The organism is Pseudomonas arsenicoxydans (genome assembly GCF_900103875.1).
Lineage (GTDB): Bacteria > Pseudomonadota > Gammaproteobacteria > Pseudomonadales > Pseudomonadaceae > Aquipseudomonas > Aquipseudomonas arsenicoxydans.
Genome location: NZ_LT629705.1, coordinates 6,362,437 through 6,380,398, shown reverse-complemented (window position 1 = coordinate 6,380,398; position 17,962 = coordinate 6,362,437). Strand labels below are relative to the sequence as shown.

19 protein-coding genes are annotated in these 17,962 nt (G+C 60.2%); 10 read left to right on the top strand and 9 right to left on the bottom strand.

Annotated elements, in window-relative coordinates:
* Nucleotides 1-11: 11 nt before the first annotated feature.
* The 6 genes from ptsP to BLQ41_RS29835 all read right to left on the bottom strand — a co-directional run bounded on the left by ptsP (nucleotide 12) and on the right by BLQ41_RS29835 (nucleotide 6,995).
* Complete coding sequence (gene ptsP / locus BLQ41_RS29860) at nucleotides 12-2,528, bottom strand: phosphoenolpyruvate--protein phosphotransferase (RefSeq protein WP_090188053.1); 2,517 nt, start codon at nucleotides 2,526-2,528, stop codon at nucleotides 12-14.
* Nucleotides 2,529-2,686: 158 nt separating this feature from the next.
* Nucleotides 2,687-3,709, bottom strand: a complete 1,023-nt coding sequence (locus tag BLQ41_RS29855) for an SIS domain-containing protein (protein ID WP_090188050.1) — start codon at nucleotides 3,707-3,709, stop codon at nucleotides 2,687-2,689.
* Nucleotides 3,690-4,796: an N-acetylglucosamine-6-phosphate deacetylase gene (gene nagA / locus BLQ41_RS29850; protein WP_090188047.1), complete on the bottom strand. Its 1,107-nt coding sequence runs from the start codon at nucleotides 4,794-4,796 to the stop codon at nucleotides 3,690-3,692. Before nagA ends, BLQ41_RS29855 begins: the two co-directional genes overlap by 20 nt.
* Before the next feature lie 51 nt (nucleotides 4,797-4,847).
* Nucleotides 4,848-5,579 carry a GntR family transcriptional regulator gene (locus BLQ41_RS29845; RefSeq protein ID WP_090188044.1) on the bottom strand — a complete coding sequence of 244 codons (732 nt, stop codon included), beginning with the start codon at nucleotides 5,577-5,579 and terminating at the stop codon, nucleotides 4,848-4,850.
* A 292-nt stretch (nucleotides 5,580-5,871) separates the two neighbouring features.
* Nucleotides 5,872-6,375: a L,D-transpeptidase family protein gene (locus tag BLQ41_RS29840; RefSeq protein WP_090188041.1), complete on the bottom strand. Its 504-nt coding sequence runs from the start codon at nucleotides 6,373-6,375 to the stop codon at nucleotides 5,872-5,874.
* 68 nt (nucleotides 6,376-6,443) lie between these two features.
* Nucleotides 6,444-6,995: an NUDIX hydrolase gene (locus BLQ41_RS29835; RefSeq protein ID WP_090188039.1), complete on the bottom strand. Its 552-nt coding sequence runs from the start codon at nucleotides 6,993-6,995 to the stop codon at nucleotides 6,444-6,446.
* A gap of 146 nt (nucleotides 6,996-7,141) precedes the next feature.
* On the opposite strand from BLQ41_RS29835, the gene BLQ41_RS29830 reads away from it, so the two are divergent.
* The 5 genes from BLQ41_RS29830 (at nucleotide 7,142) to purT (ending at nucleotide 10,432) form a co-directional block, all read left to right on the top strand.
* Nucleotides 7,142-7,741 (top strand): CoA pyrophosphatase, encoded by a 600-nt coding sequence (locus BLQ41_RS29830; RefSeq protein WP_090188037.1) that lies wholly within the window; start codon nucleotides 7,142-7,144, stop codon nucleotides 7,739-7,741.
* 54 nt (nucleotides 7,742-7,795) lie between these two features.
* Entirely contained in the window at nucleotides 7,796-8,320 is a 525-nt protein-coding gene (locus BLQ41_RS29825) for a gamma carbonic anhydrase family protein (protein ID WP_090188034.1), read from the top strand.
* The gene (locus tag BLQ41_RS29820; RefSeq protein ID WP_090188032.1) at nucleotides 8,317-8,532 is read left to right on the top strand and encodes a DUF1289 domain-containing protein; all 216 of its coding nucleotides are present in this window, start codon (nucleotides 8,317-8,319) and stop codon (nucleotides 8,530-8,532) included. The genes BLQ41_RS29825 and BLQ41_RS29820 overlap by 4 nt, the downstream gene beginning before the upstream one ends.
* Nucleotides 8,533-8,690: 158 nt before the next feature.
* On the top strand, nucleotides 8,691-9,158 hold the full coding sequence (locus BLQ41_RS29815; RefSeq protein ID WP_090188029.1) for a VUT family protein: 468 nt from the start codon (nucleotides 8,691-8,693) through the stop codon (nucleotides 9,156-9,158).
* 92 nt (nucleotides 9,159-9,250) lie between these two features.
* Nucleotides 9,251-10,432 carry a formate-dependent phosphoribosylglycinamide formyltransferase gene (gene purT, locus BLQ41_RS29810; RefSeq protein WP_090188026.1) on the top strand — a complete coding sequence of 394 codons (1,182 nt, stop codon included), beginning with the start codon at nucleotides 9,251-9,253 and terminating at the stop codon, nucleotides 10,430-10,432.
* A gap of 114 nt (nucleotides 10,433-10,546) precedes the next feature.
* Here the strand turns inward: purT and BLQ41_RS29805 are convergent, their stop codons facing one another.
* From BLQ41_RS29805 to BLQ41_RS29795, 3 genes are all read right to left on the bottom strand, one after another.
* On the bottom strand, nucleotides 10,547-11,863 hold the full coding sequence (locus BLQ41_RS29805; protein WP_090188024.1) for an MFS transporter: 1,317 nt from the start codon (nucleotides 11,861-11,863) through the stop codon (nucleotides 10,547-10,549).
* A 211-nt stretch (nucleotides 11,864-12,074) separates the two neighbouring features.
* A complete protein-coding gene (locus BLQ41_RS29800) occupies nucleotides 12,075-13,316 on the bottom strand; it encodes an HlyC/CorC family transporter (RefSeq protein WP_090188021.1) in 1,242 nt (413 codons plus the stop codon).
* 12 nt (nucleotides 13,317-13,328) lie between these two features.
* Nucleotides 13,329-14,141, bottom strand: coding sequence for a cytochrome C assembly family protein (locus tag BLQ41_RS29795; RefSeq protein WP_090188018.1), 813 nt, complete (start codon nucleotides 14,139-14,141; stop codon nucleotides 13,329-13,331).
* Nucleotides 14,142-14,336: 195 nt separating this feature from the next.
* Between BLQ41_RS29795 and ffh the strand changes: the two genes are divergently transcribed.
* The 5 genes from ffh (at nucleotide 14,337) to rplS (ending at nucleotide 17,907) form a co-directional block, all read left to right on the top strand.
* Complete coding sequence (ffh, locus tag BLQ41_RS29790; RefSeq protein ID WP_003209589.1) at nucleotides 14,337-15,713, top strand: signal recognition particle protein; 1,377 nt, start codon at nucleotides 14,337-14,339, stop codon at nucleotides 15,711-15,713.
* A 249-nt stretch (nucleotides 15,714-15,962) separates the two neighbouring features.
* Nucleotides 15,963-16,214 (top strand): 30S ribosomal protein S16, encoded by a 252-nt coding sequence (rpsP, locus tag BLQ41_RS29785; RefSeq protein WP_010463010.1) that lies wholly within the window; start codon nucleotides 15,963-15,965, stop codon nucleotides 16,212-16,214.
* A gap of 5 nt (nucleotides 16,215-16,219) precedes the next feature.
* The gene (gene rimM / locus BLQ41_RS29780; RefSeq protein WP_007944873.1) at nucleotides 16,220-16,756 is read left to right on the top strand and encodes a ribosome maturation factor RimM; all 537 of its coding nucleotides are present in this window, start codon (nucleotides 16,220-16,222) and stop codon (nucleotides 16,754-16,756) included.
* Nucleotides 16,757-16,758: 2 nt separating this feature from the next.
* A complete protein-coding gene (gene trmD / locus BLQ41_RS29775; protein WP_090188015.1) occupies nucleotides 16,759-17,511 on the top strand; it encodes a tRNA (guanosine(37)-N1)-methyltransferase TrmD in 753 nt (250 codons plus the stop codon).
* Between the two features lie 45 nt (nucleotides 17,512-17,556).
* A complete protein-coding gene (gene rplS / locus BLQ41_RS29770; RefSeq protein ID WP_003175895.1) occupies nucleotides 17,557-17,907 on the top strand; it encodes a 50S ribosomal protein L19 in 351 nt (116 codons plus the stop codon).
* Nucleotides 17,908-17,962: the final 55 nt, after the last annotated feature.

Below are 17,962 nucleotides of genomic sequence, written 5' to 3'. Positions count from 1 at the left end.
GCTGTTGTTGTTCAGCTCAGAGGCCAATGCTGGTGACAGGCGTGACGCACCGCGCCGGCGCTGCTCAGCTTGAGCAGGTCGTGGCTGATGCGCCGGCATTGCGCGGCGTCGAGGTGGCGTACGCGGTCTTTGATTTCGCCGATCTGCACCGGGCTCACCGACAGTTCGCTGACGCCCAGGCCGATCAGTACCGGCGTGGCCAGCGGATCGGAGGCGAGTGCGCCGCAGACGCCGACCCAACGGTCATGCACTGCCGCACCGGCACAGGTCTGGGCAATCAGGCGCAGCAGGGCCGGGTGCATCGCATCGACGCGGGAGGCGAGACCGGCGTGGTCGCGGTCCATGGCCAGGGTGTACTGGGATAAATCGTTGGTGCCGATGGACAGGAAATCCGCATGCTCTGCCAGTTGTTCGGCGAGCAAAGCGGCGGCCGGAACTTCGATCATCACCCCCAGCTCCGGGCGTTCACTGACACCGAGTTCAATGCACAGGGCATCAAGACGCTGGCGGATGTGCAGCAGCTCATCGACCTCAGTGACCATCGGCAGCAGGATCCGGCAACGCGACAGCGGGCTGGTGTGCAGCAGTGCGCGCAGTTGCTGATCGAGAATTTCCGGACGCAGCTGAGCCAGGCGAATACCGCGCAGACCGAGCACCGGGTTGGCCTCGACCGGCAATGGCAGGTAATCGAGTTGCTTGTCGCCGCCGACGTCGATGGTGCGGATGATCACCGGCTTGTCGCCCATTGCATCGAGCACAGCTTGATAGGCGAGGCGTTGTTCCTGTTCATCCGGCGCGGTATGGCGGTCCACAAACAGGAATTCGGTGCGCAGCAGGCCCACGCCATCGGCGCCATTGGCATGCGCATCGGCCGCTTCGGCGCTGGAGGCGACATTGGCGGCGACTTCGATGTGCACGCCATCGCGCGTCAGTGCCGGGGTGTGCGCCTGAGATTGCTGAAGCGCGCGACGTTGCTGATTGTCGAGTTGCGCTTGATGCACCTCGGCCAGGCGTTCGGGGGTTGGCACGAGTTCGAGACGACCACCTTCGGCATCCAGCACCACCGCATGGCCTTGCTCCTGATCCAGCAGCGCCGACCCCAGCGCAACCAGACATGGCAGGCCTTTGCCCCGAGCGAGAATCGCCACGTGGGACGTCGCGCCACCTTCGGCCATGCACAAACCGGCCACGCCTTGCTGGCTCAGTTGCAGAAGGTCCGACGGCGTCAGCTCATGGGCGGCGACGATGGCGCCGGCCGGCACATCGTAGTGCCAGGCTTCGCCGAGCAAGGCGCGCAACACGCGTTGCTTGAGGTCGCGCAGATCGTTGGCGCGTTCGGCCAGCAACGGGCTGCCGAGTTGCTGGAGAACCTCGCATTGAGCGTCGATCGATTGGCTCCAGGCGTGGGTCGCCGCTGTGCCCTGTTCGATGGAAGCTTGCGCCGCGTCCAGCAGCGCCGGGTCTTCGAGCAAGGCAAGGTGCGCGGCGAAGATCGCTTCTTCGTCCGTGTTCCTGTGCTTTTGGGCTTGGCAAAGTGTGTGGTCGATTTCGCTGCGCACCACGCTCAACGCGGCATCGAGCGCCTGCAGTTGTTGCAGCGGATCGTGGTGCCCGGCATCCACCGGCAGGCTGATGGCGCTCAAGCGAAACAACGGCCCGGCCACCAAACCGGGTGCTGCGCAAACGCCGTGCAGCACGCCCGCTTCAGCTGCCCGATGGTGCCGGTTCATGGGGGGCGGCGCGGCGGCGTGGTTGTCCTCGGCCAGCGCTGTGGATAACGCAATCAGCAATGCTTGCAGCGCCGCTTCGGCATCCGGCCCCTGGCAAGTGACCTGAACGTCGTCCTGCTCGCCAATGGCCAGGCCCATTAGCCCGATCAGGCTGTTACAGGTGGCCGACTTGCCGGCGAAATGCAGCTGCGATTTGCTCTTGAAGCCTTGCGCGGTCTGGCGAATCAGCGCTGCCGGTCGCGCGTGCAGGCCTCCACGGTGGGCGACACGAACGTGGCCGACACGTTCCTCCCCTGAAAGCTCTACTTCGGCCTGCGCCCCCGAGCCCTGGCGACGAATGATGTGCAGCAATGGATCGCCGACCTTTACCGACTTCAGCGTGATGGGCCGCGCCTGAAAGTCCTGGCTGTTGGTCAGGATCATCAGGCTGACCAGGCTTTTGCATTGCTGCGCCACCTTGTCCAGGTCGTAGCGCAACAGCGGCTGACCATTGCTGACGCGCGCGCCTTCCTTGACCAGGATCGAGAAGCCTTCACCCTGCAATTCGACCGTATCCAGGCCCAGGTGCAACAGTAATTCGGCGCCGTTATCGGCGCGCAAGGTGACGGCGTGACCGGTACGGGCGACGTGCACCACGACCCCCGCGCACGGTGCATGGAGCGTGTCGTTGAGCGGGTCAATGGCGATCCCGTCGCCCATTGCGCCGCTGGCGAACACCGGGTCCGGAACTTTGGCGAGCGTCAGCACCGGGCCGCTGAGCGGGGCGCTGAGGGTCAGCTCTTTATTATTGTTGTGCATGGCTCGGTCTCATCAGAAAAACTACGGTTCGGATCAACTCGCCTCTGTAGGAGCTGTCGAGTGAAACGAGGCTGCGATCTTTTGATCTGGTTTCTTAAAATCTAAAGTCAAAAGATCGCAGCCTCGTTTCACTCGACAGCTCCTACAGGGGGGGCGACTTAATGGGTGCGCGTTACCTTGCTCAAATGGCGCGGCTGATCCGGGTCCAGGCCACGGGCCACCGCCAATCCGGCGGCCATGACGTAGAAACTCTGGATCGCCAGAATTGGATCAAGGGCCGGGTGTTCGGCGCGGGTCAGGGTGAGGTCGCGTTCGGCGATGTCATCCGGCGCGGCGAGCAGAACCCGGGCGCCGCGCTGGCGCATGTCGGCGGCGAGACTCAGCAAACCTGCTTGCTCGGCACCGCGTGGGGCGAAGATCAGCAGCGGGTAGTTTTTGTCGATCAGCGCCATCGGACCATGACGGACCTCAGCGCTGCTGAACGCTTCGGCCTGAATCGCCGAGGTTTCCTTGAACTTCAGCGCCGCCTCCTGGGCGATGGCGAAACCGGCGCCACGGCCGATCACCATCAAGCGTTGGCAATCGCGCAGAGCATCGATGGCCAGGCTCCAGTCCTGTTTCGCCGCCTCGCGCAAACCTTCGGGCAAGGCATCGCCGGCGTCCAGTAACTCCCTATCGTCTTTCCAATGAGCGATCAACCGGGCACTGGCGCTGAGGGTGGCGATAAAACTCTTGGTGGCGGCGACGCTGCTTTCGGTGCCAGCCAGCAGGGGCAAGCTGAATTCACAGGCGGCTTCCAGCGGTGAACTCTCGGCGTTGACCATCGAGATGCTCAGGGCGCCACGCTTGCGCAGCAAACGCAGGCTGTTCACCAGATCGGGGCTTTGTCCGGATTGCGAGAAGGCGAAGGCCACCTGGCCGCTGACCTTCAACGGCGCTTGCAGCATGGTCACCACCGACATTGGCAACGACGCCACCGGAAATCCCAATTGCTGCATGGTCAGGTAGGCGAAGTAACTGGCGGCATGATCGGAGCTCCCGCGAGCGACAGTCATCACCACTTGCGGTGGCTGGCGACGCAGGCGTCCGGCGATCTCGATCATCTGCGGGTCGAGTTGTTGCAGTTGGGCTTGCACGGCCTCGAACGAGGACAGCGCCTCTTCAAGCATTTTTGAAGTCAATGTCTTCTCCTTCGACCATGACGGCGGTCAGTGTGAGTGAGCGATCCAGCCGCACGCAGTCGGCCCAGCTGCCTGGCGCAAGGCGGCCACGCTCTTGAAGGCCGAGGTAGTCGGCGGGGAATTGCGAAAGACGTTGCGAGGCATCGGCCACCGACAACCCGACTTTCACCAGATTGCGCAACGCCTGATCCATGGTCAGCGTGCTGCCGGCCAGCGTGCCATCGGGCAAACGCACGCCACCCAGGCACTTGGTGACCGTGTGGCTGCCGAGCTTGTATTCACCGTCCGGCATGCCGGCGGCAGCGGTGGAATCGGTGACGCAATACAGGCAGGGAATGGCGCGCAGGGCGACGCGGATGGCGCCGGGATGCACGTGCAGCAAGTCCGGGATCAGCTCGGCGTACTTGGCGTGCGCCAGTGCGGCGCCGACGATGCCAGGCTCGCGGTGATGTAATGGACTCATGGCGTTGTAGAGGTGAGTGAAACTACTCGCGCCGGCCGCCAGCGCGGCAACGCCTTCCTCATAACTGCCGAGGGTGTGGCCGATTTGCATGCGGATACCGCGCGCACTGAGGTCGCGGATCAAGGCGTCGTGGCCGGCGATTTCCGGGGCGATGGTGATCACCCGGATCGGCGCCAGGGCCAGATATTCTTCGACTTCGGCCATCAGTGCGGTGTGGGCGAAATTCGGTTGGGCGCCGAGTTTTCCGGGGTTGATGTAGGGACCTTCCAGGTGCACGCCGAGCACGCGGGCGCAGCCTTTCGGACGTTGCTCACAAAACTCGCCGACGGCCTTGAGCACGCTGGAAATCTCTTCGCTCGGCGCAGTCATGGTGGTGGCCAGCAGCGCAGTGGTGCCGAAACGTACGTGGGTTTTGCTGATGGTTTCGAAGGCGCTTGCGCCTTCCATGATGTCTTTGCCGCCACCGCCGTGAACGTGCAGGTCGATGAAGCCGGGCAGCAGGTAGGGCAGGTCGTTGTCGGCCGGATCGCACGGCACGCCTTCAATGGACACGACCTTGCCATGTTCGTGAATCAGCCGGCCGCGAACCCAGCCGTGGGCGGTGAGGATGTTGTCTTCGGACATGATCGGTTCTCGTTGCTCGATGAGCGGCAAAGCCTTTAGCGGCGAAGCCCTTTATCTACGAAGCTCTGCGACAAAGTCGTAGTAGTCGTTGCGGCAATAGGTGTCGGTGACTTCAATCGGCGTGTTGTCTTCCAGGTAGCCGACCCGGGTCATCAGCAGCATGGCGGTGCCGGGGGCGATGCCGACCAGGGCGGCGAATTCGTCCGAGGCGTTGATCGCCTGGATGTGTTGCAGGGCGCGGACGATCGGTTTGCCGATGCCGTCGAGGTATTCGTAGAGGGAGTCGCCCACCGCTTGTGGTTTGGGAATGATCGAGGCGGGCAGGGTGCTCATCTCGATCGCCATGACGGTGTCGTCGGCTTTGCGCAGGCGTTTGAGCCGCGCGACCTTGTCGTTCGGTGAAAGGCCGAGGCGGATCAGTTCTTCGTGGGTCGGCGGGGTGATTTCGCGCTCCAGCCATTGCGAACCGGGGACGAAGCCCTTGAGGCGCAGCATCTCGCTGAACCCGGAAAGACGCGACAGCGGTTGTTCGAGGCGTGGCGTGATGAACGTGCCGGAGCCTTGATTCCGGCGGATCAGGCCTTGCTCGAACAGCACTTCCAGCGCCTTGCGCGCGGTGACCCGCGAAATGCCTAGCACTTCGCTGAGATTGCGCTCTGACGGCATGGCCTGTTCGGCTTTCCACTGACCGGCATGAATCGCCGTTTCCAGATTGCGCGCCAGTTGCAAGTACAGCGGCGTTGGCTGGGTGTCGTCGGGGCGCAAGGCCTGGAGGTCATTCATGTAGGGATGTCCGATGCGGATATTGGAGTGTTGTTTCCCGCGAATGGCCGAAAATTAATACCACTTGAATACCATGTCAATGCCAGTACTTTGCTGCAGGCGCCGCAAAGCCTGGCCTGCCGGATAAGCTGGAGGCTGTTAGGTTTGAAGTGGTATTAGCGGTGGGGATTTTGAATGCAAAGATCGCAGCCTGCGGCAGCGGTTACAGGGGGAATTGGTATCTCCCCGTCAGGCGCTGATGCAGGCTACGATCTTTTGAATTTATTTTTCGAGGGGCGACGGAAGGTCGTCGTTACGGGCGAATCTCGATCATCGTGCCATCGGGCACCAGGCCCCAGACTTCGCGCATGTCCATGTTGCGCATGGCGATGCAGCCGTCGGTCCAGTCCAGCGTGTGGAACAGGTCTTCGGGAGTGTCTTCGGTGTCTGGCGTGCCATGGATCATGATCATGCTCCCCGGCGCGACACCTTCACGCCGGGCGCGGGCAGAGTCGCTAATGTTCGGGTAGGAAATGTGCATCGCCAGATTGAATTTGTCGCTGACCTTGCGCCAGTCCAGCCAATAGAAGCCTTCAGGCGTGCGTTTGTCGCCTTCCATCAACTTCGGCCCCCTGGGGCTTTTGCCCAGGGAGATGCGATAGGTCTTGATCGGCTTGCCGTCGTTGATCAGCTGCAATTGGTGGGCGGATTTCAAAACCAGAACTTTCTCGATGACTCTGCCGTTCAGGGTCTCCGCAACGGAAGCCTGTGACAGGGCAACGAACGACAAACAAAACACGGCAAGCAACCAGCGCATTGAAACGATATCCCTGAAAGGTGTCGCGACTATTTAGTTAGTTATAGGTGATTTTGGAGCCAGGAGCTTTAGGTGTTGGCAGGCTGAGCAAGCGGCGGGATCGATTCGGACCGCACAGGGTAAACCTCTGTCCGCCGGTCAGCGAAGAAGCATTCTAGGGTACGGCCCACCGTGCGGAAAGCCAGCTCGGACCACGGGATGTCGGCTTCGTCGAAAAGCTGCACTTCCAGGCTCTCGGGACCCGCGGAAAAATCCAGGTCCACCAGTTCGGCGCGAAAGAATACATGCACCTGGCTGATGTGCGGTACATCGATCAACGTGTAGATGCTCAGGTTGCGCACCCGTGCGCAGGCCTCTTCGGCCGTTTCGCGAACAGCTGCCTGCTCGATGGTCTCACCGTTCTCCATAAACCCGGCGGGGAGGGTCCAGTATCCGAGCCGAGGCTCGATGGCGCGTCGGCACAGCAACACTTTCGAGCCCCAGGTCGCTACACAGCCGGCAACGATGTTGGGGTTTTGATAGTGAATCGCCTGACAGCTGTCGCAGACGAAACGCAGGCGCGAATCGCCTTCGGGAATGCGCTGGGTGACCGGGTTGCCGCACTGACTGCAAAATTTCATGCTTGGGTTCCTGAATGCTGCGCCTATCTTGGCGTGCGTCGGTGTCTGTCGGCAAGTTGTCGTTTAGCGACATGCAGTGGTTATGGGGTTGGGCGACAGGTTCGATTGGTGCATGATGCAAGGTAGCGAACAAGTCGAGAAGTCTCATGCTGGACGAGCTACTGCATCGAGTAAGCAACCACATCCCACGCACACTGGAAACCGACAAGCGTTTCCCCGAGGCCGCGGTATTGGTGCCCATCACTCGCAGTGACGAACCGGAACTGGTTCTGACCCTGCGCGCCAGCGGGCTCTCGACCCATGGCGGTGAAGTGGCCTTTCCCGGCGGTCGTCGCGACCCCGAAGACCCCGACCTGATTTTCACCGCACTGCGCGAAGCCGAAGAAGAAATCGGCCTGCCGCCAGGGCTGGTCGAAGTCATTGGCCCGTTAAGCCCGTTGATTTCCCTGCATGGCATCAAGGTCACACCGTATGTCGGTGTCATTCCGGACTTTGTCGAATACCTGGCCAACGATGCCGAAATCGCAGCGGTGTTCAGTGTGCCGCTGGAGTTCTTCCGCGAAGATCCTCGGGAACACACTCACCGCATCGATTACCAGGGGCGCAGCTGGTACGTGCCGAGTTATCGTTATGGTGAGTACAAGATCTGGGGCCTGACCGCGATCATGATCGTAGAGTTGATCAACCTGCTTTATGACGCTGACATCAGCCTGCATCACCCACCCAAAAGTTTTATCAATAGTTGAAGCCATCGTTCGTATGGCGAGAAACGCGGCTGCCTGAGCCTTGAGGAAAACAAGATGAAATATCGCCTGGGCGATGCCCGCGTCGAAACCCATCCGCAGAGCTGGGTCGCACCCAATGCCGTGCTGGTGGGCAAGGTCAAGCTGGAAGAGGGCGCCAACGTCTGGTTCAACGCTGTGTTGCGTGGCGACAACGAATTGATCCTGATCGGCAAAAACAGCAACGTCCAGGACGGCACGGTGATGCACACCGACATGGGCTACCCGCTGACCATCGGCACCGGCGTGACCATTGGCCACAACGCCATGCTTCACGGCTGCACCGTGGGCGATTACAGCCTGATCGGCATTAACGCGGTGATTCTCAACGGCGCGAAGATCGGCAAGAACTGCATCATCGGCGCCAACTCGCTGATCGGTGAGGGCAAGGAGATTCCGGACGGCTCGCTGGTCATGGGCTCGCCGGGCAAGGTGGTTCGTGAATTGACCGAGCCGCAGAAAAAGATGCTGGAGGCCAGTGCCGCGCACTATGTGCATAACTCGCAGCGCTATGCCCGTGATCTGGTCGAGCAGGACGAATGAGCGCTAGCGAACGACCGGTCCTGTCGCCCTGCGTGAACATTTGCGCGCTGGACGAGGATGATATTTGCACCGGGTGCCAGCGCACGGTGGAGGAAATCACCCGTTGGAGCCGGATGGACAACGAAGAGCGCCGCAAAGTGTTGGGCTTGTGTAATGAGCGGGCCAAATCCAGCGGCCTGCTCTGGATGCTGGGCAAAACGCCAGACCTGTAGGAGCTGTGTAGCAGCTGTGTAGGAGCTGTCGAGTAAAACGAGGCTGCGATCTTTTGACTTTGTTTTTTACAAGACAAGATCAAAAGATCGCAGCCTCGTTGCACTCCTCAGCTCCTACGCTACTCTGTGCGCCAAATTGACAGGTATCCCACGTTCCCATGTTCTTCCTTATCGCCTACATCAGCAGTGTTGTGCTGATCAACTACGCCTTTTCCACCGCCCCGCACCTGGACATCATCTGGTCGGCCTGGGGCGGGTTGGTGTTTGTCTTGCGCGACATGGTGCAAACCCGCTTCGGCCACGGCGCTCTTGCTGCAATGCTCGCGGCACTGGTCCTGTCATACGTTACGTCCGATCCGTCCATTGCATTGGCCAGCGCCACGGCGTTCGCGGTGTCCGAGTGCATTGACTGGCTGGTATTCAGCATCACCAAGCGGCCCTTGCACGATCGCCTGTGGATAAGTTCGGCCCTGAGCATTCCCCTCGATACCTTCATCTTCTTCGGCATGATCGACGCGTTCACGCCGGGCGTGATCCTCACCGCCATGGCCTCGAAGTTCGCTGGTGTCACGGCCGTGTGGCTGATCATGGCCTGGCGCCTGCGCAAACAGGCCGTCGTCAGCTGAAGCCAAACCCTGCGGTTCATGTAAAATGCCGCGCTTTGGGGACGCGCGCACGTTGCTGCCTCCCTCGATGATCCGCTTCTTGAGGACCTGAGATGACCCGTATCGGAACTCCATTGTCGCCAACCGCGACCCGCGTATTGCTGTGTGGCTGTGGTGAGTTGGGCAAGGAAGTGGTGATCGAGCTGCAACGCCTGGGCGTTGAAGTGATTGCCGTGGATCGCTACGCCAATGCGCCGGCCATGCAGGTCGCGCATCGCAGCCACGTGATCAACATGCTCGACGGCGCCGCCCTGCGTGCGGTGATCGAAGCCGAGAAGCCGCACTTCATCGTGCCGGAAATCGAAGCCATCGCCACCGCGACCCTCGTGGAACTGGAAGCCGAAGGCTTCACCGTGATCCCGACTGCGCGTGCCGCACAGCTGACCATGAACCGCGAAGGCATCCGTCGCCTGGCCGCCGAAGAGCTGGACCTGCCGACCTCGCCTTATCACTTCGCCGACACCTTCGAGGATTACAGCAAGGCCGTCGAGGATCTGGGCTTCCCGTGCGTGGTCAAGCCGGTGATGAGTTCGTCGGGTAAAGGCCAGAGCCTGCTGCGCAGCGCCGATGACGTGAAAACCGCTTGGGATTACGCGCAGGAAGGTGGTCGTGCCGGTAAAGGCCGCGTGATCATCGAAGGCTTCATCGATTTCGATTACGAAATCACCTTGCTGACCGTGCGTCACATTGGCGGCACGACGTTCTGTGCGCCAGTCGGCCATCGTCAGGAGAAGGGCGACTATCAGGAATCCTGGCAGCCACAAGCCATGAGCCCGATTGCCTTGGCTGAATCCGAGCGCGTTGCCAAAGCGGTCACCGAAGCCTTGGGCGGTCGCGGTCTGTTTGGTGTCGAGCTGTTCATCAAAGGTGATCAGGTGTGGTTCAGCGAAGTGTCGCCGCGTCCACATGACACCGGTCTGGTGACCTTGATTTCTCAGGATCTGTCGCAGTTCGCGCTGCACGCACGGGCAATTCTCGGCCTGCCGATTCCGTTGGTCCGTCAGTTCGGACCTTCGGCTTCGGCGGTGATTCTGGTGGAGGGGCAATCGACCCAGACCGCGTTTGCCAATCTGGGGGCTGCATTGAGCGAGCCGGATACGGCGTTGCGCCTGTTCGGCAAGCCTGAAGTGAATGGTCAGCGCCGGATGGGCGTGGCGTTGGCGCGGGATGAGTCGATTGAGGCCGCTCGTGCTAAAGCGACCCGCGCGTCCCAGGCTGTCGTCGTCGAGCTGTAAACGAGGCGCGCCTTTCGCGGGCAAGCCCGCTCCCACATTGGTTTTGCGGTATGCACACAATCTGTGACTAACCGAGAACCCTGTGGGAGCGGGCTTGCCCGCGATGGCGGTCTATCAGGCCACCCGATTCAAATCGTTATTGCGCGTCTCTTTCAGGCACAGCACGGCAATCAAGCTCAGCACCGCCGCCCCCGATACATACCCGCCGACATAACTCAAACCACCCATTGCCACCAGTTTCTGTGCGAAGAACGGCGCCGCCGAGGCTCCGACGATGCCGCCCAGGTTGTAGGCCGCCGATGCACCGGTATAGCGAACGTGGGTCGGAAACAGCTCCGGCAGCAGCGCGCCCATCGGTGCGAACGTCACACCCATCAGAAACAGCTCGATGCACAGGAACAGCGCCACGCCCCAGGTCGAACCCTGAGTCAGCAGCGGTTCCATCAAAAATCCGGACAGAATCGCCAGCACGCCGCCGATGATCAGCACCGGTTTGCGTCCGTAGCGGTCACTGGCCCAGGCCGATAACGGTGTTGCCGCCGCCATGAACAGGACGGCGAAGCACAGCAGGGCGAGAAACGTTTCCCGCGTGTAACCAAGCGTCAACACGCCATAACTCAACGAAAACACCGTCGAGATGTAGAACAGCGCGTAGCACACCACCATCGAACCGGCACCCAGCAGCATCGGCGCCCAGTACTGGCTGAACAACTCGACCAACGGGATTTTCACCCGTTCCTGACGAGCCATGGCGTTGGCGAACACCGGGGTCTCGTGGAGTTTGAGGCGCACGTACAAGCCCACCATCACCAGCACGGCGCTGAGCAGGAACGGAATCCGCCAGCCCCACGAGCGGAACTGCTCGTCATTCAAGGTCATGGCCAATGTCAGGAACAGACCGTTGGCGGCCAGAAAGCCGATGGAAGGGCCGAGCTGCGGAAACATGCCGAACCAGGCACGTTTACCTTTGGGCGCATTCTCCGTCGCCAGCAACGCCGCGCCGCCCCATTCGCCACCGAGCCCAAGGCCTTGGCCAAAACGCAGTACGCACAACAGGATCGGCGCCCAGGCGCCAATGCTGTCGTAACCCGGCAACACGCCGATCAACGTGGTGCACACGCCCATCAACAGCAGGGAGGCAACCAGTGTCGATTTACGTCCGATACGGTCACCGAAGTGACCAAACAGGGCTGAACCCAGCGGTCGGGCAAGAAAAGCGATACCAAAGGTGAGAAATGCCGAGAGCATTTGCGCGGTGCCGGAGGTCTGCGGAAAGAACACCGGACCGATCACCAGCGCAGCGGCTGTGGCGTAAACGTAGAAGTCGTAGAACTCGATGGCAGTGCCGATAAAACTCGCCGTCGCGACGCGGGTGGCGGAGTTGGTCGGTTGCGCAGGCGTGGTGTCGCTGAAAGCGGTGCTGGTCGTCATGCGGTGATCCCTGACAGTCATGCTCCAGTGGAGCGAATTATTATGGTTGAACACCCAGGGATGTGGGTTTAGAGCGATGTGCGGGTAGCACGGGGGTAGGGCGGGGCTTGGGTAAGCGGCTCGATTATAGGAAGGCGCCTAACGATTCAACAAGGGGCTTGGGGCGCAAGCGCGCGCTCACTGGTTCCGGGCCTTGAACAACGGGATTGTGTCAGACCTGGGGGAGGGCCAGAACCGAACTGTTATGCCAGATCAGCACGCGCGTGACGCGGTTGTCCTCGGTTTCCAGAATCTCCAGGCGATAGCGCCCGATTTTCAGGCACACCGCGCAGTCGGGAATCGTCTCCAGCGCTTCGGTGACCAAGCCGTTAAGGGTTTTCGGCCCGTCGCTGGGCAGGTGCCAGCCCAGGGTCTTGTTCAGTTCGCGAATCGACGCCGCGCCTTCGATAACCAGACGCCCGTCAGGCTGCGGATGGATGTGAGGGTTGTCCAGGCTGTGCTGGCTCTCGAACTCACCGACGATTTCTTCAAGAATATCTTCAAGCGTCACGATGCCCAGCACTTCGCCGTATTCGTCGACCACCATGCCCAGGCGCCGTTGCTGCTTGTGGAAATTCAGGAGTTGCAGTTGCAGCGGCGTGCTTTCAGGCACGAAGTACGGTTCGTGACTGGCGGCCAGCAGCGCCTCGAAAGTCAGGCTGCCATCGGGTAGCAAGTGCCGGATCTGTCGGGTATTCAGCACTGCTTCGACCTGGTTGATGTCGCTGTGGAACACCGGCAGGCGCGTGCGCTTGTTATTGCGCAGTTGTTCGATGATTTCTTCAATCGGGTCGTCGAGGTTGATCCCGTCGACGTCACTGCGCGGCACCAGGATGTCGTTGACCGTGATGTTGTCGAGCGCGTGGATGCCCGCGAGCGGGTGTGGGCGGCAGACGGGTTGCTCGTGGTTGTCGTGCCGTTCGTTCGGCAACTCGTCTTCGCTCTGCTGCACGACTTTGGGTTTGCGGCCAAACGGTCGCATCAGCAACTGGGCGATGGCATTGAGCAGCCAGGCGGCCGGGTAGATGATTTTCAACGGCATGCCGAGCAGCGTGTTGCCCAAGGCCAGGATGGCGTCCGGATACCGCACTGCCAGGGTGCGCGGCAGGTAATCGGCGAACACCAGAAGCGCGGCGCCGGCGCCTGTGCAGGCAATCCAGGGGCCGTTTTGCGCCCAGGTGAAGATCGCCAGCAATGTACTGATGACCATGACCAGCGCACGGCACAGCGTATTGCACAAAATCAGGCTATTGATCGGGAAGCTCAGCTTCGCCACCGGTTTGTCGCTCGAGCGCGAGGCGGTGCGCTGGGCCAGCAGGTGTTGGTGTGCCGTTTCGATGGCGGTAAACAACCCAGACCACAAAATCAGCAGGGCCAATACCGCGAGCATCGGCCCTATGGGCAAGTCGTCCATTATTGCCGCCCGTCAGATGTGCAAAATGTATTCACGGACCAGTTTGCTGCCGAAATACGCCAGCATCAGCAGGCAGAAACCGGCTAGGGTCCAGCGAATGGCCTTGTGTCCGCGCCAGCCGAGACGGTTACGGCCCCAGAGCAGCACGCTGAAAACGATCCAGGCCAGGCAGGCCAGCAAGGTTTTGTGCACCAGATGCTGGGCGAACAGGTTCTCGACGAACAGCCAGCCAGAGATCAGCGACAGCGAGAGCAGGGTCCAGCCGGCCCAGAGAAAACCGAACAGCAGGCTTTCCATGGTTTGCAGCGGCGGGAAGTTCTTGATCAGGCCGGACGGATGCTTGTGTTTGAGCTGGTGATCTTGCACCAGCAACAGCAACGCCTGGAACACGGCGATGGTGAACATGCCGTAAGCGAGGATCGACAAGAGGATATGGGCAAGAATGCCCGGCTCTTCGTCGATGATTTGCACCGTGCCAGCAGGGGCGAACTGTGCCAGCAGTACCGTGGCGGCACCGAGCGGGAACAGCAATACGAGCAGGTTCTCCACCGGGATCCGCGAGCAGGCCAGCAGCGTCAGGGCGATGACCGCCGCGGCGATCAGGCTGGCGGCACTGAAAAAGTCCAGGCCCAGGCCAATTGGCGTCAACAGGTGGGTGAACAGGCTGGCGCTGTGAGCCAGCACGGCCAGAACGCCGAGCGTGACCAGCAGACGCTTGTTCGCCTTGGCGCCAGTGGCCAGGCGAGTGCCTTGATAGAGGGTCGCAGCGGCATACAAGCAGGCGGCGGCGAGGGTAGTGAGCAAACTGGGTGACAAGGGGAGCATAAATCCTGTTAGGCAAGCCCGAAAGGCGCTGAGTTTGGCATAGAACCCCCGCAGCACGAAAGTGCGAGGTGTCCGCCAGACGCAGTCTTCGCTATAATCCGCGACCTGCCCACGCCGCAGGCTCGCCGAGCACATGTTTATTCCGGTCTGGGCCGCCATTATCCCGGTCTACACAGGGCCTGAAAGGATCGCGCAATGTTTGAAAACTTAACCGACCGTCTCTCGCAGACGCTGCGCCATGTCACCGGCAAAGCCAAGCTGACCGAGGACAACATCAAAGACACCCTGCGTGAAGTGCGCATGGCGTTGCTCGAGGCCGATGTCGCCTTGCCGGTGGTCAAAGACTTCGTCAATTCGGTCAAGGAACGTGCCGTCGGCACCGAGGTGTCGCGCAGCCTGACGCCGGGCCAGGCCTTCGTGAAGATCGTCCAGGCCGAACTCGAAAGCCTGATGGGCGCGGCCAACGAAGATTTGAACCTGAGCGCCGTTCCGCCTGCCGTCGTACTGATGGCCGGTCTGCAGGGCGCGGGTAAAACCACCACCGCCGGCAAACTCGCGCGCTTCCTTAAAGAACGCAAGAAGAAGTCGGTCATGGTCGTGTCGGCGGACGTTTACCGTCCAGCGGCGATCAAACAGCTGGAAATGCTGGCAGGTGAAGTCGGTGTTACCTTCTTCCCGTCCGACCTGAGCCAGAAGCCGGTCGACATCGCGCAAGCGGCTATTAAAGAAGCAAAACTGAAATTCATCGACGTGGTCATCGTCGATACCGCCGGTCGTCTGCACATCGACGAAGAGATGATGGGCGAAATCAAGGCGCTGCACGCCGCGATCAACCCGGTCGAAACACTGTTCGTGGTTGACGCCATGACCGGCCAGGACGCCGCCAACACGGCCAAGGCCTTTGGCGATGCGCTGCCGCTGACCGGTGTGATTCTGACCAAGGTCGACGGCGACGCCCGTGGTGGTGCCGCATTGTCGGTCCGTGCCATTACCGGCAAGCCGATCAAGTTCATCGGTATGGGCGAGAAGAGCGAAGCGCTCGAGCCGTTCCACCCTGAGCGTATTGCTTCGCGCATCCTCGGCATGGGCGATGTGCTCAGTCTGATCGAACAGGCCGAAGCGACTCTCGACAAGGACAAGGCCGACAAACTGGCCAAGAAGCTGAAGAAGGGCAAGGGCTTCGACCTCGAAGACTTCCGCGATCAGCTGCAACAGATGAAGAACATGGGCGGCCTTGGCGGCCTCATGGACAAACTGCCGAACATCGGCGGTGTGAACCTGGCGCAAATGGGCAACGCCCAGGGTGCGGCAGAGAAACAATTCAAACAGATGGAAGCCATCATCAACTCCATGACCCCGGCCGAGCGCCGCGACCCTGAGCTGATCAGCGGTTCGCGCAAACGCCGGATCGCCATGGGTTCGGGCACTCAGGTGCAGGACATCGGTCGCTTGATCAAGCAACACAAGCAGATGCAGAAGATGATGAAGAAATTCTCCGCCAAAGGCGGGATGGCCAAAATGATGCGCGGCATGGGCGGTATGTTGCCCGGCGGCGGCATGCCGAAAATGTAAAGAATTCGCGCAAGGGCTTGCCCTTGCGCAGCCCACACGGAAGTGGGATCTCCAGCAAACCCGCACTTGGCGGGAGCTGACTGGCCGTTTTCAACGACGGCTCTATAGCAAATCTTGATGGCGGCCGAAAGACCGTCGGAAAAAGTCATTTGCAAAAGTCCGGATATTCCTTAGAATATGCGGCCTTTCGGGCACCTATGCCCGCTGTGCCTTTAGATTTGCAGCACCGACTACAGGAACGATGTTCACATGCTAACAATCCGTCTTGCCCTTGGCGGCTCCAAAAAGCGCCCGTTTTACCACTTGACCGTAACCGACAGCCGCAACCCGCGCGACGGTTCGCACAAGGAACAGGTTGGTTTCTTCAACCCTGTTGCTCGTGGTCAAGAAGTCCGTCTGTCCGTGAACCAAGAGCGCGTAGCCTACTGGCTGAGCGTTGGTGCACAGCCTTCTGAGCGTGTTGCTCAGTTGTTGAAGGACGCTTCTAAGGCTGCGGCCTGAGCAATATGAACGCGACGCCAGCTGTTGCTGATGATTTGATCGTTATCGGCAAGATTTATTCTGTTCATGGCGTTCGCGGCGAAGTGAAGGTTTATTCCTTTACTGATCCGACTGAAAACCTGTTGCAGTACAAAACCTGGACGCTCAAGCGCGAAGGCAATGTGAAACAGGTCGAGCTGGTCAGCGGACGTGGGAACGACAAGTTCCTGGTCGCAAAGCTCAAGGGTCTTGATGATCGTGAAGAAGCTCGTCTTCTGGCCGGTTATGAGATCTGCGTGCCGCGCAACCTGTTCCCTGAATTGACCGACGGCGAGTACTACTGGTACCAGCTGGAAGGTCTGAAGGTTATTGATCAACTCGGGCAACTGCTCGGGAAAATCGACCACCTTCTGGAAACCGGCGCCAATGATGTAATGGTGGTCAAGCCTTGCGCTGGCAGCCTGGATGATCGCGAACGCCTGTTGCCCTATACGGAGCAATGCGTGTTGGCTGTCGACCTTGCCGCAGGCGAGATGAAGGTGGATTGGGACGCGGACTTCTAAGCGTGGCTAACTTGCGCGTAGAAGTGATCAGTTTGTTTCCCGAGATGTTCTCCGCCATCAGCGAGTACGGCATCACCAGTCGTGCGGTGAAACAGGGGCTCTTGCAGCTCACCTGTTGGAATCCGCGAGACTACACGACGGATCGACATCACACTGTGGACGATCGCCCATTTGGCGGTGGCCCGGGCATGGTGATGAAGATCAAGCCCCTGGAAGATGCTCTGGTTCAGGCCAAGGCAGCAGCCGGGGAGGCGGCGAAGGTGATTTACCTGTCCCCCCAAGGCCGTCAACTGAATCAGTCGGCGGTACGCGAGTTGGCGAATCTGGATGCATTGATCCTGATTGCCGGTCGTTATGAAGGCATTGACGAGCGTTTTATTGAAGCTCATGTCGATGAAGAGTGGTCGATTGGCGACTATGTACTGTCTGGCGGCGAGCTGCCGGCGATGGTCCTGATCGATGCGGTTACACGACTGCTGCCTGGAGCTTTAGGGCATGCGGACTCCGCCGAGGAAGATTCCTTTACGGATGGTTTGCTGGATTGCCCGCACTACACCCGACCGGAGGTGTATGCGGATCAGCGTGTTCCCGACGTATTGCTAAGTGGCAATCACGCGCATATCCGGCGTTGGCGTTTACAGCAGTCCCTTGGTAGGACCTTTGAACGACGCGCCGATCTTCTGGAAAGCCGCTCGCTTTCTGGAGAAGAGAAGAAGCTGCTCGAGGAATACATCCGCGAGCGGGACGATAGTTAACAACGTATCGATGGTAAGTCCGTTGATTTACCTTAGGAGCACAGCATGACTAACAAAATCATCCTTGCACTCGAAGCAGAGCAGATGACCAAAGAGATCCCTACCTTTGCCCCGGGCGACACTATTGTCGTTCAGGTGAAAGTGAAGGAAGGCGACCGTTCGCGTCTGCAAGCGTTCGAAGGTGTTGTTATCGCCAAGCGTAACCGCGGCGTAAACAGTGCTTTCACCGTTCGTAAAATCTCCAACGGTGTTGGCGTAGAGCGTACTTTCCAGACCTACAGCCCGCAAATCGACAGCATGGCCGTTAAACGTCGCGGTGACGTACGTAAAGCCAAGCTGTACTACCTGCGTGACCTGTCCGGTAAAGCAGCTCGCATCAAGGAAAAACTGGCTTAAGTCCAGCTTCCGATGCAGAAAAAAGCAGCCTACGGGCTGCTTTTTTGTTGCCTGC

Coding starts and splice junctions, on each gene's coding strand:
- ptsP (WP_090188053.1), bottom strand. CDS start 2,528: ATGCACAACAATAATAAAGAGCTGACCCTCAGCGCCCCGCTCAGCGGC.
- nagA (WP_090188047.1), bottom strand. CDS start 4,796: ATGTCCGAAGACAACATCCTCACCGCCCACGGCTGGGTTCGCGGCCGG.
- BLQ41_RS29845 (WP_090188044.1), bottom strand. CDS start 5,579: ATGAATGACCTCCAGGCCTTGCGCCCCGACGACACCCAGCCAACGCCG.
- BLQ41_RS29840 (WP_090188041.1), bottom strand. CDS start 6,375: ATGCGCTGGTTGCTTGCCGTGTTTTGTTTGTCGTTCGTTGCCCTGTCA.
- BLQ41_RS29835 (WP_090188039.1), bottom strand. CDS start 6,995: ATGAAATTTTGCAGTCAGTGCGGCAACCCGGTCACCCAGCGCATTCCC.
- BLQ41_RS29830 (WP_090188037.1), top strand. CDS start 7,142: ATGCTGGACGAGCTACTGCATCGAGTAAGCAACCACATCCCACGCACA.
- BLQ41_RS29825 (WP_090188034.1), top strand. CDS start 7,796: ATGAAATATCGCCTGGGCGATGCCCGCGTCGAAACCCATCCGCAGAGC.
- BLQ41_RS29820 (WP_090188032.1), top strand. CDS start 8,317: ATGAGCGCTAGCGAACGACCGGTCCTGTCGCCCTGCGTGAACATTTGC.
- BLQ41_RS29815 (WP_090188029.1), top strand. CDS start 8,691: ATGTTCTTCCTTATCGCCTACATCAGCAGTGTTGTGCTGATCAACTAC.
- purT (WP_090188026.1), top strand. CDS start 9,251: ATGACCCGTATCGGAACTCCATTGTCGCCAACCGCGACCCGCGTATTG.
- BLQ41_RS29805 (WP_090188024.1), bottom strand. CDS start 11,863: ATGACGACCAGCACCGCTTTCAGCGACACCACGCCTGCGCAACCGACC.
- BLQ41_RS29800 (WP_090188021.1), bottom strand. CDS start 13,316: ATGGACGACTTGCCCATAGGGCCGATGCTCGCGGTATTGGCCCTGCTG.
- BLQ41_RS29795 (WP_090188018.1), bottom strand. CDS start 14,141: ATGCTCCCCTTGTCACCCAGTTTGCTCACTACCCTCGCCGCCGCCTGC.
- ffh (WP_003209589.1), top strand. CDS start 14,337: ATGTTTGAAAACTTAACCGACCGTCTCTCGCAGACGCTGCGCCATGTC.
- rpsP (WP_010463010.1), top strand. CDS start 15,963: ATGCTAACAATCCGTCTTGCCCTTGGCGGCTCCAAAAAGCGCCCGTTT.
- rimM (WP_007944873.1), top strand. CDS start 16,220: ATGAACGCGACGCCAGCTGTTGCTGATGATTTGATCGTTATCGGCAAG.
- rplS (WP_003175895.1), top strand. CDS start 17,557: ATGACTAACAAAATCATCCTTGCACTCGAAGCAGAGCAGATGACCAAA.